The 12309-nt window shown below is 67.0% G+C and carries 11 protein-coding genes; 6 read left to right on the top strand and 5 right to left on the bottom strand.

Annotated elements, in window-relative coordinates; translation table 11 throughout:
- A partial coding sequence (pyrG, locus tag ING98_15100) for a CTP synthetase (protein ID MCA3103191.1) occupies positions 1 to 188 on the bottom strand: 188 nt, incomplete at its 3' end.
- 290 nt (positions 189 to 478) lie between these two features.
- Between pyrG and ING98_15095 the strand changes: the two genes are divergently transcribed.
- The gene (locus tag ING98_15095; GenBank protein MCA3103190.1) at positions 479 to 2329 is read left to right on the top strand and encodes a phosphoenolpyruvate carboxykinase (GTP); all 1851 of its coding nucleotides are present in this window, start codon (positions 479 to 481) and stop codon (positions 2327 to 2329) included.
- Positions 2330 to 2397: 68 nt separating this feature from the next.
- Here the strand turns inward: ING98_15095 and ING98_15090 are convergent, their stop codons facing one another.
- Positions 2398 to 2889, bottom strand: a complete 492-nt coding sequence (locus tag ING98_15090) for a RidA family protein (protein ID MCA3103189.1) — start codon at positions 2887 to 2889, stop codon at positions 2398 to 2400.
- Positions 2890 to 3011: 122 nt separating this feature from the next.
- On the opposite strand from ING98_15090, the gene ING98_15085 reads away from it, so the two are divergent.
- The 3 genes from ING98_15085 to ING98_15075 are packed head-to-tail and all read left to right on the top strand — an operon-like array spanning position 3012 to position 5773.
- Entirely contained in the window at positions 3012 to 4112 is a 1101-nt protein-coding gene (locus ING98_15085) for an ABC transporter substrate-binding protein (protein MCA3103188.1), read from the top strand.
- 3 nt (positions 4113 to 4115) lie between these two features.
- Positions 4116 to 4967, top strand: a complete 852-nt coding sequence (locus tag ING98_15080; protein ID MCA3103187.1) for an ABC transporter ATP-binding protein — start codon at positions 4116 to 4118, stop codon at positions 4965 to 4967.
- Positions 4967 to 5773, top strand: a complete 807-nt coding sequence (locus ING98_15075) for an ABC transporter permease (GenBank protein MCA3103186.1) — start codon at positions 4967 to 4969, stop codon at positions 5771 to 5773. The genes ING98_15080 and ING98_15075 overlap by 1 nt, the downstream gene beginning before the upstream one ends.
- 37 nt (positions 5774 to 5810) lie before the next feature.
- On the opposite strand, the gene ppsA is transcribed toward ING98_15075, so the two are convergent.
- Complete coding sequence (gene ppsA, locus ING98_15070) at positions 5811 to 8201, bottom strand: phosphoenolpyruvate synthase (GenBank protein ID MCA3103185.1); 2391 nt, start codon at positions 8199 to 8201, stop codon at positions 5811 to 5813.
- 97 nt (positions 8202 to 8298) lie between these two features.
- Here ppsA and ING98_15065 point away from each other — a divergent pair, with 97 nt between their 5' ends.
- The gene (locus ING98_15065) at positions 8299 to 9129 is read left to right on the top strand and encodes a kinase/pyrophosphorylase (protein MCA3103184.1); all 831 of its coding nucleotides are present in this window, start codon (positions 8299 to 8301) and stop codon (positions 9127 to 9129) included.
- 12 nt (positions 9130 to 9141) lie between these two features.
- Entirely contained in the window at positions 9142 to 9768 is a 627-nt protein-coding gene (locus ING98_15060) for a DUF4126 domain-containing protein (protein ID MCA3103183.1), read from the top strand.
- Between the two features lie 44 nt (positions 9769 to 9812).
- On the opposite strand, the gene ING98_15055 is transcribed toward ING98_15060, so the two are convergent.
- The gene (locus ING98_15055) at positions 9813 to 10763 is read right to left on the bottom strand and encodes a pentapeptide repeat-containing protein (GenBank protein MCA3103182.1); all 951 of its coding nucleotides are present in this window, start codon (positions 10761 to 10763) and stop codon (positions 9813 to 9815) included.
- Positions 10760 to 12154, bottom strand: a complete 1395-nt coding sequence (gene egtB, locus ING98_15050) for an ergothioneine biosynthesis protein EgtB (protein ID MCA3103181.1) — start codon at positions 12152 to 12154, stop codon at positions 10760 to 10762. The genes ING98_15055 and egtB overlap by 4 nt, the downstream gene beginning before the upstream one ends.
- Between the last annotated feature and the right edge of the window lie 155 nt (positions 12155 to 12309).

The following is a 12309-nucleotide window of genomic DNA, read 5'->3' as shown; positions in this document are numbered from 1 at the left end:
TCCGTCACCAACACCTCGCCGCGCTGGAACGGGCTCATCGTCCCAGGATCGACATTGATGTAGGGGTCGAGCTTGAGCAGGGTAACCTTGAGCCCCCGCGATTCGAGCAGCGTGCCGAGCGACGCGGCAGCGATACCTTTGCCGAGCGAGGATACGACACCACCGGTGACAAAGATGTACTTGATCATTCCCGACGCAGTAGCTGGTTTTGTCGATCATAGCGCAAAGCGGCCCCGCGACCAAACGAACTCGACAGCAAGTTGTCGACAATCACGCCGGGAATGCGCGCCGCGCGTGCGGATGCCCCCCGCCGAATGCAGACACGCCGGGTTGTGTCAAAATTGCGCCACAACCCGGTTCGAAAACGGGTATTTTCGCGCCCTGTTTTTTCGTTTCACCCTCCGCCGCTGCCGCACGGGAGCGGCGTCGCTCGGGCCCGGCAGGCGCGCGGAACCGCATTACCTCGAGGAGAGCAGCAATGAGCCGTCCAGATGCAGCAGCAGAACTGATCAGCCGGTCGGGCAAGCCCGACTATGTCAAGCACGCCCGGCTGGTGGAATGGGTCCGCGAGATGGCGGCCTTGTGCGAACCCGACAGCATTTACTGGTGCGACGGGTCGAAGGAAGAATACGACCGGCTCTGCCAGGAAATGATCGACGGCGGCTCGATGATCCGGCTGAACCAGCAGAAGCGGCCGAACAGCTTTCTCGTGCGCTCGGACCCGGCCGACGTCGCGCGCATGGAAGACCGCACCTTCGTCTGCACCGAAGACCAGGACGATGCGGGCCCCAACAACAACTGGGTGGCGCCCGCCGAGATGCGCGCGACCCTGGGCGGCCTGTTCAAGGGCTGCATGCGCGGCCGCACGATGTACGTGATCCCGTTCAGCATGGGGCCGCTGGGCTCGCATATCGCCCACATCGGCGTCGAACTGTCGGATTCCCCGTATGTCGTCGTGTCGATGCGCATCATGACGCGCATGGGCGAGAAGGTGTACGACGTCCTCGGCAGCGACGGCGAGTTCGTGCCCTGCATCCATTCGGTCGGCATGCCGCTGAAGGCGGGCGAGAAGGACATCGCCTGGCCGAGCAACCGCGAGCACAAGTACATCGTCCACTATCCCGAGACGAAGGAGATCTGGTCGTTCGGCAGCGGCTACGGCGGCAACGCGCTGCTCGGCAAGAAGTGCTTCGCGCTGCGTATCGCCTCGATCATGGCGAAGGAACAGGGCTGGCTGGCCGAACACATGCTGATCCTGGGCATCACCGCGCCGACGGGCGAGAAGCGCTACGTCGCCGCCGCGTTCCCGAGCGCCTGCGGCAAGACCAACCTTGCCATGCTGATCCCGCCCAAAGGCATGGATGACTGGAAGGTCACCACCGTCGGCGAGGACATCGCCTGGATCAAGCCTGGCAAGGACGGGCAGCTGTACGCGATCAACCCCGAGGCGGGCTACTTCGGCGTCGCGCCCGGCACCGGTCCCGACACCAATGCCACCGCGCTGGGCATGCTCGACGCGGACACGATCTTCACCAACGTCGCGCTGACTGCCGATGGCGACGTCTGGTGGGAGGGCATGACCCGCACCCCGCCGAGTGAACTGACCGACTGGCAGGGCAAGCCCTGGACCCCGGATTGCGGCCGGCTGGCCGCGCACCCGAACTCGCGCTTCACCGTCGCCGCCGAGCGCTGCGCCACCCTCGATCCCGAGTACGACAACCCGAACGGGGTGCCGATCAGCGCCTTCGTGTTCGGCGGCCGCCGCAACGACACCGTGCCGCTGGTCGCCGAGGGCTTCAACTGGAACTACGGCGTGTACATGGCAGCGACCATGGGCTCCGAGACCACGGCTGCAGCCACCGGTGCGGTAGGCATCGTGCGCCGCGATCCGTTCGCGATGCTGCCGTTCTGCGGCTACCACTTCGGCGACTACTTCAACCACTGGCTGCGCATCGGGCACACGATCAGCCAGCCGCCGAAGATCTACTGCGTGAACTGGTTCCTGCGCGACGAGCAGGGCCGGTTCATCTGGCCGGGCTTCGGCGAGAACATGCGCGTGCTGAAGTGGATCGTCCAGCGCACGATGGGTACCGTCGGCGCGGTCGAGACGGCGCTGGGCTGGATTCCCCGTTTCGAGGACATGGACTTCCGCGGCATGGACATCAGCCGCGAGCAGTTCGAGCAACTGACCCGGGTCGACGCGGAACTCTGGAAGAAAGAGGTCGAGTCGCACGGCGAACTGTTCGAGCAGCTGAAGACACGGCTGCCGAGGGAGATGGTGCTCAAGCGCGAACTGATGAAGCTAGACCTCTGGCGCGACGCGGCCTGAAGGCCCGCGTGCCGGGACGGCGGTCGCGCCGTCCCGGCGACTGGCCCCAGCTGGGGTCCCAGCTGGGGTCAGGTCTTGAGTTTTGCAGGATCCGCAGGGGTCTTGCGGTAGGCCGCGATCATGTCCAGTTCGATGCGGGCCCCCGGCGTCGACAGCTGGTTCACGCAGACGGTAGTGCTGGCCGGCGTCCAGTCGCCGAAGGTCTGCTTGAGCACCGCGACCATGCCGTCCATGTCGCGCATGTCGGTCACGTACTTGGTGACCTTCACGATGTCGGTCCATACCAGCCCTTCCTGGTCGAGGATCGACTCGATCGCCGACAGCGCGCGCCGCGTCTGCTCGCCGATGTCGTTCGGGTGGTCGTGCTCGTGAAGTTCGTGCGGATGCTTGTGGTAGAGCGGCGACGGCGTGGCGCCGGAAATGAACAGCAGGTCAGCGCCGCCGGTCACGCGCATCGCCGGCGCATAGGGCATGTCGACCCGGCGCGAGGGCATCGTCTGGATTTCCTGGACGTCGGGATTCGACGGCGAGACCTGGTACGGTTTCGTGTGGCTGGGCACTGACGGACTCCTGGCATTCTGGCGGTGGTTCGGCGCCGACGGCACGCTCTGTCGGCGTTTGCTGCGCAGAAAGTATACTCAGCGTCGCGCGTTACCGCGTCCCCACCGCGAAAGGCCTGTCCATGTCCCGCACTCCGCACGCCAAAGCCGCCCGGCACCCGGGCACCCGCCGCACCCTGATCAAGGCCGGAGCCGCCGCCGCCATGGCGCCGGTGCTTGCAGGGGCACCGTTCGTCAACGTGCTGGCGCAGGCACCACGCGCGAAGATCCGTATCGGCGTGGTGCCGCTGATCTCTTCCGGGCCGTTGTTCATCGCGCAGGCCCGTGGCTTCTGGGACCGGATGAACATCGAGGCGGAGTACCGCTACTTCACCGACGGCGCACTGGCGGTACCGGCACTGGTCGCCGGCGAGCTCGACTTCACCGTCGCCACCTGCAACGCTGGCATCTTCAACACGATCGCCCGCGGTGCGCCATTCAAGTTCATGCTCGATCGCGGCTCGGAGCGACCCGGCTCCGGTTCGATGACGATCGTGGTCAACAACAAGCTGCACGCCGCCGGACTGACCACACCCGAGCGCATGTCGATGCTCAAGGGCCAGCGGCTCGGCCTGCAGGCCCCCGGCGGGATCGACCAGTTCCTGCTCGGCCGTGGCGTGCAGAATGCCGGCCTGAACCCGCTGACCGACGTCAACTGGGTCACCGGCCTCGCCTATCCCGACCTCGTGCGGGCGCTGGGTGCCGGCCAGGTCGACGCCGCCAACATCCCGGTGCCGCTGGCCTTCCTTGCCGAAAAGAACAACACCGGGAAGATCGCCTTCCCCGGCTCCGACATCCAGCCCGGCACGCAACTCGCGTGCTTCGCTGCGCCGGCGAAGCTGCTCGGCAAGGACCGCTCGCTGGCCGTGCGCTTCTCGATGGTCCACCTTCATGCGGCGCGCATCTTTAACGAGGCTGCGGCCGCGAAGGATCCTTCGGTGATCAAGATCATCTCGGACGCGACGAAGGTGCCCGAGGGACTGGTGTCGGCCGCCGCCCCGCGCTGGACCTGGTTCACCGAGAACGGCATGCCGAACGTCGACTCCGCAATGTTCCAGGCCGAATTCTGGCGCGACACGATGAAGCTGTTCAGCGGCAAGGTCACGCGCGAACAGGTTTTCGAACTGGGCGCGGCGCAGGAAGCATTCAACCGGCTGAAGGAAAAGAACCCGCTGACGGCCTGATCCGTGAACGCGACACAGGCCGGGAGCCAGGCCACGGACGAGACCACCGGTACCGTGCATCCGGAGATCCGGCTGCAAGGCATCAGCCTGGTCTACGAAGCGGGCGGCTCGACCGTGCTCGCCCTCGACGACCTTCACTGTACGTTCGCCGCCGGCGAGGTCACCGCGATCATCGGGCCGAGCGGCTGTGGCAAGAGCACGATGCTGCAGATCACCCGCGGCTTCATGCAGGCGAGCCGGGGTACGTTGTCGTTCGTCGGTCCGGACGGACAACCGATGACACGCCCGCCGCGGATGGCGACCGTCTGGCAGTCGTTCAACCTGTTTCCCTGGCGCACGGTCGAGGACAACGTGGCGTTCGGGCTCGAGATGGCCGGCATGTCGCCAACCGAACGTCGTGCGCGCGCGAAGGAAGCGCTGCGGCTGGTCGACCTGGCCGGCTTCGAGCGCAAGTATCCAGGCCAGCTCTCAGGCGGGATGCGCCAGCGGGTCGGCATGGCCCGGGCACTGGTGATGGATCCAGACGTCCTTCTCCTCGACGAGCCGTTCGGCGCCCTGGACGCGCAGACGCGGCTGGTACTGCAGGAGCAGCTGGCGGCAATGGTCGAACGAACCGGCAAGACGGTGCTGCTGATCACGCATTCGATCGAGGAAGCCGTTCTGCTGGCCGACACGGTTTACGTTCTGACCGCCCGGCCGGGACGCGTGGCAGCGGAAGTCCGCATCGACCTGCCAAAGCCCCGATCGGTCGCGAGCACCCATGACCCCCGTTACGCCGGCTACTTCGAGCGCATCTACGGCCTTCTCAAGTCAGAGGTGCTGCGCTCGATGCATGGCGAGACGGAGGTCGGCTGATGCAGCGCCGTCCCTCGGAGGAGGATCTCACCGCCCTGCGCCCTGTACGTACCGGGGCCGCGCCCGCCGACCGGCTGACCGGCTGGATCGCGGTGGCCGTCGTGCTGCTGGCCTGGGAAGCCCTGTGCCGGGTGTTCGAGGTCTCGTCGCTGTACCTCCCGCGACCGAGCCAGATTGCCGTCGCGCTGGTCGACCTCTTCCTGCACAAGCAGGCGTTCACCGATCTCGCGGTCACGCTCTACCGCATCTTCGGCGGCTTCGCGATCGGGCTGGTGTTCGGCGTAGCGCTGGGGCTGGCGATGTCGGTGTCGCGCAGGCTGCAGTCGATCGCCGACGTGTTCATCGCCGCCCTCTACCCACTGCCCAAGATCACGCTGATCCCTCTGCTGATCATCTGGCTCGGCACTGGCGGCCCGTTCATGCTGACCATCAGCGCGCTGGGCGCCCTCTTTCCGGTAATCATCAACACGCTGCTCGGGGTGCGCCAGTGCGACCAGGGACTGGTAGTCACCGCACGCGACCTCGGCGCATCGGAACGGCAGATCGTGCGCCACGTGCTGCTGCCGGCAGCCATCCCGTCGGTGTTCGCCGGTGCACGCCTCGGCCTGGGCGTGTCGATCATCCTCGTGGTGGCCGCGGAGATGGTGGTCGGCAAGCTGGGCCTCGGCGCCCGCCTCTACCTGGCCGGACAGGTCCTCGAGACCGAGACCGTATTTGCCGTGCTGGTGGTGCTGGCCGCGCTGGGGATCGTGGTCACCAAGGGACTGGACGCAATCGACGGGCTGACCGGCAAATGGCGCTCATGACGCGACAGGCGCCCGGGCGGGCCTGACCCCGCCGCAATCAGGGCTTCGCGGCCCTGGTTGCCTCCTGCGCCAGATACAGCCAGGTATCCACCACCGTATCCGGATTCAGCGACAGGCTGCCGATTCCCTCTTCCATCAGCCAGCGCGCGAGGTCGGGATGGTCGGACGGACCCTGCCCGCAGATGCCGACGTACTTGTCCTGCCTGCGGCACGCCTTGATCGCCATCGACAGCATCTTCTTCACCGCCGGGTCGCGCTCGTCGAACGATTCAGAGATGGCGCCCCCGGAATCGCGGTCGATCGCCAACGTCAGTTGCGTCATGTCATTCGAACCGATCGAGAAGCCGTCGAAGTACTCCAGGAACTCGTCGGCGAGCAGCGCGTTGGACGGTATCTCGCACATCATGATCAGCCGCAGGCCATCTTTGCCCCGCTCGAGGCCGTTCTCGGCAAGCAGTGCAATGACCTTCCGGCACTCATCGAGCGTGCGGATGAACGGGATCATGATCTCGACGTTGGTCAGGCCCATCTCGTTGCGCACCTTGCGCATCGCACGGCATTCGAGTTCGAAGCAGTCGCGGAAGCCGGGTGCGACATAGCGCGAGGCGCCGCGGAAGCCGAGCATCGGGTTTTCTTCATGCGGCTCGTAGTTCGGCCCGCCGATCAGCCCGGAGTATTCGTTGGACTTGAAATCGGACAGGCGGACGATGACCGGCTTCGGGAAGAACGCGGCGCCGAGCGTGCCGACGCCTTCGGCCATCTTCTCGACATAGAACTCGCGCGGGCTGGCATAGCCGGCGGAGCGCTCTTCGACCGCGCGCTTGAGGTCGGCCGGCAGGTTCGGGTAGTCGAGGCAGGCCTTCGGATGGATGCCGATCATGCGCGCGACGATGAACTCGAGGCGTGCGAGGCCGACGCCGGCGTTCGGCAGCCGCTGGAACTCGAAGGCAAGCTCCGGGTTGCCGACGTTCATGCTGATCTTGACCGGCGGCTCCGGCATGCGGTCGAGCGGTACGTCGCTGATCGCGGTCTCGAGGATGCCCCGGTAAACATTGCCGGTATCACCCTCGGTGCACGAGACGGTCACCAGCTCGCCGTTGTGAAGCACCGTGGTCGCATCGCCGCAGCCCACCACCGCCGGGATGCCCAGTTCGCGCGCGATGATCGCGGCGTGGCAGGTACGCCCGCCGCGGTTGGTGACGATCGCCGACGCGCGCTTCATCACCGGCTCCCAGTCGGGATCGGTCATGTCGGTCACCAGCACGTCGCCCGGCTGGACCTTGTCCATCTCCTTCGCCGAGGCGATCAGGCGCACCGGGCCGCTACCGACCTTCTGGCCGATCGCACGGCCCGAGGTGAGCAGCTCGGACTTCTGTTTCAGGCGGTAGCGGCGCAGCGTATCAACCTCGGCGTTGGCCTTCACCGTCTCCGGGCGGGCCTGCAGGATGTACAGCTTGCCGTCCTCGCCGTCGCGCGCCCACTCGATATCCATCGGACGGCCATAGTGCGCCTCGATCTTCATCGCGTCGCGCGCCAGTTGTTCGACTTCCGCGTCGGTGATCGAGAAGCGCCGGCGTTCGCCCTCGCGCACGTCGACGGTCTTCACGGACTTGCCGGCTTCGCGCGAATCGGTGAACACCATCTTGATCGCCTTGCCGCCCAGCGACCGCCGGATGATCGACACCTTCCCCGCCGCAAGCGACGGCTTGTAGACATAGAACTCGTCCGGGTTCACCGCGCCCTGCACCACGGCCTCGCCCAGCCCGTACGACGAGGTGATGAACACGACCTTGTCGAAACCGGACTCGGTGTCGAGCGTGAACATCACGCCCGCCGCGCCGGTGTCGGAGCGCACCATGCGCTGGATGCCCGCCGACAGCGCGACCTCGGCATGCTCGAACCCCTTGTGAACCCGGTAGGCAATCGCCCGATCGTTGTAGAGCGAAGCGAAAACGTGGCGCATCGCATCGATCACGCTGTCGGCGCCGTGGATGTTCAGGAACGTCTCCTGCTGGCCGGCGAACGACGCGTCCGGCAGATCCTCGGCGGTTGCGGACGAGCGCACCGCGACCGACGCATTCGGCCCTGCTGCCGCGATCATCTTCTCGTACGACTCGACGACCGCGGCACGCAGGGCCGGCGGCAGGGGTGCCGCGGTGATCCAGCCGCGGATGTCGGCACCCGCCGCGGCGAGCGCGTTGGTGTCGTCTACGTCGAGGCCCTTCATCCGTTCGACGATGCGGGCGGCCAGCCCCCCGTGAGCGAGAAATTCGCGATACGCGTCTGCGGTCGTGGCAAACCCCTCGGGCACGCGCACACCGAGGTGGGAGAGGCCGCTGATCATCTCGCCGAGCGACGCGTTCTTGCCCCCGACCTGCCCCACGTCGGACATGCGCAGATGCGCAAAGTCGACAACGTACTTGTCCATGGCCACTCCCTGTTACCGGATGAACTGCCGCCCGGCGACGATTGTGCCGGGAGCACCGAAGTCGTATGGTAGCCGATCACTTACGGACGCCACATCGATGATCTCACGCCGAACCGCGTTTTTCGTGTCCGACCGCACCGGCATCACGGTCGAGGCCCTGGGCCACAGCCTGCTCACCCAGTTCGACAAGGTCGCCTTCTCCGAAGTGACGGTACCGTTCATCGACAGCATCGAGAAGACGCGTCACCTCGCCCGGCAGATCAACGAGGCCGGCGAGCGTGACGGCGCGCGGCCGATCGTGTTCAGCACGCTCGTGCGCGACGAACTGGCAGGCGCCCTGCGTGCGTCCACCGACGCGATGGTGATCAACTGTTTCGAGACATTCATCGCGCCGCTCGAAGCTGAACTGGGCACCAAGTCGAGCCACCGCGTCGGCGGCACGCACAGCGTCGAGGACGTGGTCAGCTATACCCGTCGGATCGAGGCGGTGAACTATTCCCTGATGCACGACGACGGCAGTTCGACGCGCGACTTCAAGGATGCGGACATCATCCTTGTCGGCGTGTCGCGCTCCGGGAAAACGCCGACCTGCCTCTACCTTGCGCTCCAGTACGGTGTGCGCGCCGCGAACTATCCGTTGATCCCCGAGGATTTCGCCCGTGGAGGCGGCCTGCCGGAGAGCCTGCACGGCTTCCGCAATCGCCTGTACGGCCTGACGATAACGCCCCAGCGCCTGCACCGCATCCGCACCGAGCGCAAGCCGGACAGCCATTACGCGTCGCTCGACAACTGCGCCTACGAGATCCGCGAAGCGGAGATCCTGATGCGCCAGGCCGGCATCCGGTTCCTCGATGCGACGACCAAGTCGATCGAGGAACTCGCCTCCACCATCCTGCATGATGCTAACCTGAGCAGGCATGTGTTCTGACCGGTGTCCTCCATGGTATCTCCCGAGTTGATCGAAACCCTCGCACTTGCCTCGGGTCTCGCCTGGGCAAGCGGAATCCGCCTGTACGCGGTGCTGTTCTTCGCGGGCGCACTCGGCCGCTTCGGATACGTCGACCTGCCTGGCGGCCTGCAGTGGCTGGGCCATCCGCTGATGATCGCGGTGAGCGGGCTGCTGTGCATGCTCGAGTTCGCCGCGGACAAGGTACCCGGCCTCGATTCGCTGTGGGACGCGGTTCATACCTTCATCCGTATTCCGGCCGGGGCCCTGCTGGCGGCGGCCAGCCTCGGCCAGCCGGATTCCGCGGTCACGCTGGCAGCGATGTTGTCCGGAGGCGCGCTCGCGTCAGGGGCTCACTTCACGAAGGCCGCGAGCCGTGCCCTGATCAATACCTCGCCCGAACCGTTCAGCAACGTTGCGGCCTCGACCATCGAGGACGCGCTGGTGATCGGCGGGCTGTGGGCGGCCCTGTTCCACCCGGCCGCGTTCCTGGCACTGCTCCTCGTTTTCGTTGGGATCATGCTGTGGCTGTTGCCGCGGTTGTGGCGCGGCTTGCGGAAGGTGTGCCTTCGCGTCTCGGCGCTGCTCGACACCGGAAGTTCGGCGCCACGCCCGCAATAGGCAACCCACGGGGTCGGTCCAACGCCAGGGTCGAACCGTGAACGTCAGTCGCAGCGACCCACCGAAGCCGGCGCACAACGGCGGCCGTCGATCCAGATCGCATTGCCGAGCTGTGCCTCGTCGAAACGCGTACCGTCTATCCGGGCATTGCGCAGGTCGGCGAAGCCAAGATCCGATCCGTCGAGAGAGGCCGCCCCCAGGTCGGCCCCCGAGAGGTTGGCACCGAAAAGGCGGGCCTGGCGCAGCCGCGCGCCAGACAACTGTGCGCCCGACAGGTCGGCATAGGCGAGGTCGGCGCGCCGCAGGTCGGCCCCAGGAAAGTGCGACCCGGACAGCCTTGCGGATTGCAGTTTTGCGCCGGCGAGCGAGGCAGCACCGCGTTCGCACCCGGCCCAGTTGACGCCCGGTGCCGCAGGCGAACTGCAGTTCGCAGCTCGCGCGGCCACCGACACCTCGATGGCACCCGGCGCGCGCTGCAGCAACGCGGCACCCACGAAAGCCAGCACCAGGACGACGCCAAGGATCGCCCACGGCAGCGGCGTGGCGGACCGCTCGTAGGCCTGCGCGAGATTCCACCGCAGCCGGCGCCAGAGCACCACCTGGAGCAGCTCGCGCTGCCGCCGCCGCTCGTCGGACGACCGACGCTCGCCGCCCGCCTCCAGCTCGACGGCAGTCCTGGCTTCCTCTCCGGTACGACGATCGATGCCAGTGCGGTCGTCAGCCCAGCGCCGCGCCGCCGCAAGACGTTCGCTGTGCCAGCTGACCGGAAGGGCTTCGCCCGGCGCCGGCGCCGGAGCACGGGTGCGCGACAGCGGCTCGATCGCGGACAGGATCTCCGAGTGCATCTTGAGTGGCTGCCAGACGCGGCCATCCTGACTGGCCGGATCGTCCCACGAGAATCGTCCCAGCAGAAGACAGTCGACCACCACCTGCCGCGGGTGGGGACCAAGCAGCTTGCCATCGCGGCGCACGTACCAGAGCGTCTGGTGCTTCATTTCGTCGTATCCAGGGCGCAGGTGCGGAAACCGGCGTACACATCTTGCCGTTCCGGGGTGTAGAAGTTCCGCCAGGTATTGCGGATCAGCGAGGCTGCCGTCGCAAAGCTGCCGCCGCGCAGCGCCCGGTGGCTGCCGAACCACGGCTGGGAGTACTCACGGTACGGGTCAGGCGTGAAGCCGGGATACGCGTCGAAGGCACTCGCCGTCCATTCCCAGACATTACCGGTCAACTGGCGACAGCCATCCGGACTGTCGCCGGCCGGGAATGCGTCGACTGCCACCGGTCTGGGATCGATATCGGGGAACCAGAGATTGGCCCTGCCCGGTTCGGGCACCGCCGAACCCCACGGATGCCGCCGCCGCGTCCCGCCCCCTGCGCCGGCCACCGAGGCCGCATACTCCCATTCGGCTTCGGTCGGCAGGCGGCGGCCGGCCCACCGGCACCAGGCCTCGGCTTCATGCGCATTGACATGCAGCATCGGCTCTCCGGATTCGAGCGGCCGCCAGGCGTCGTGGCACCGGATCTCCCACCCCTGCCGTTCCTGCATCGGGCGCCAGTACACGGGTGCCTGCGCAGCGGCAGCCGTGCGCCAGGCCCAGCCCGCATCGCTCCACCAGTGCCGGTGCCGGTAGCCCCCGTCGTCGACGAAGGCAGCGAACTCGGTGGCGGAAGTCGCGCACCGCGCCATCGCGAACGGCGCCACCGCGACCCGATGCGCCCACTTTTCGTTGTCATACACGAAGCTGGCGCCCGGTTCTGCGCCGAGCCGGGAAGGGCCACCGGCGAAGAATGCGTCTTCGGCACCACGGCTGCGGCCGCCCGAGCGCGTGCCTGGCGGATGCGCCGCCTCCGACGCCCCGCCGACCAGACCTCGGCCAGCCGCCGGAAGCGCCGGATACCCGAGCGTCTGCCGGCTGTAGCCGAAGGCCTCAGCATGCATCTGCTCGTGCTGCGCACACACGGTGGCATGGAACGCAAGACCGCGGTCACCCGGATCGCCGATGCCGGAAGCAGACACCGGGCCACCGGTGCCTTCGAGCCTCTCCATCACACGCTCGAACACCTGCGACAGGTAGCGGCGCGTTGCCTCGGGTCCGGGTAGCGGCAGTTCCCAGCGACGGCCGTGCGCTACGGCAGCGGAGTCGTACAGCGCGTCTGCATCCTTCAGAAGCGACGGCGCGAGCGTGCCGTCCGACCGGGGCCGCAGCAGCCAGCGCTCCTGAAACCAGCCGAGATGCCCGAGTTCCCACAGCGGCGGGTTGACGATCGAGAGCTTTGGTCCGAGCAGCCCGTCGGCCGGCAACGCGTCGAACAAGGCCAGCATGCGTGCGCGGGCAATCTGCAGTTCGTGCCGGCAGCCGGCGATATCCGTCGTCGCGCCCGACATCGCCGGCGTCGATGCAGCCGGAACCGCAGCCCCTCCTGCGGCTCGAGATGCCTGCGCGCCCTGCTGGCTGTGCATCTGCTGCGCCCCCCCTGCGTCCGTAGGTACCCGGGCGGCCCAAAGCCCGTAGACTCGCGAGTTTACGCGCTTGGCTGAAG

It is taken from the genome of Rhodocyclaceae bacterium (genome assembly GCA_020248265.1).
In the GTDB taxonomy this organism is placed as follows: Bacteria; Pseudomonadota; Gammaproteobacteria; order Burkholderiales; family CAIKXV01; genus CAIKXV01.
The sequence above is the reverse complement of the archived record's forward strand: the minus strand, read 5'-3'. Positions and strand labels throughout refer to the sequence as shown.

Excerpts from the sequence above, each read along its gene's own strand:
- ING98_15055 (MCA3103182.1), bottom strand. The coding sequence starts at position 10,763 with ATGAAGCACCAGACGCTCTGGTACGTGCGCCGCGATGGCAAGCTGCTT.
- ING98_15095 (MCA3103190.1), top strand. The coding sequence starts at position 479 with ATGAGCCGTCCAGATGCAGCAGCAGAACTGATCAGCCGGTCGGGCAAG.
- egtB (MCA3103181.1), bottom strand. The coding sequence starts at position 12,154 with ATGTCGGGCGCGACGACGGATATCGCCGGCTGCCGGCACGAACTGCAG.
- ING98_15060 (MCA3103183.1), top strand. The coding sequence starts at position 9,142 with ATGGTATCTCCCGAGTTGATCGAAACCCTCGCACTTGCCTCGGGTCTC.
- ING98_15075 (MCA3103186.1), top strand. The coding sequence starts at position 4,967 with ATGCAGCGCCGTCCCTCGGAGGAGGATCTCACCGCCCTGCGCCCTGTA.
- ING98_15065 (MCA3103184.1), top strand. The coding sequence starts at position 8,299 with ATGATCTCACGCCGAACCGCGTTTTTCGTGTCCGACCGCACCGGCATC.
- ppsA (MCA3103185.1), bottom strand. The coding sequence starts at position 8,201 with ATGGACAAGTACGTTGTCGACTTTGCGCATCTGCGCATGTCCGACGTG.
- ING98_15085 (MCA3103188.1), top strand. The coding sequence starts at position 3,012 with ATGTCCCGCACTCCGCACGCCAAAGCCGCCCGGCACCCGGGCACCCGC.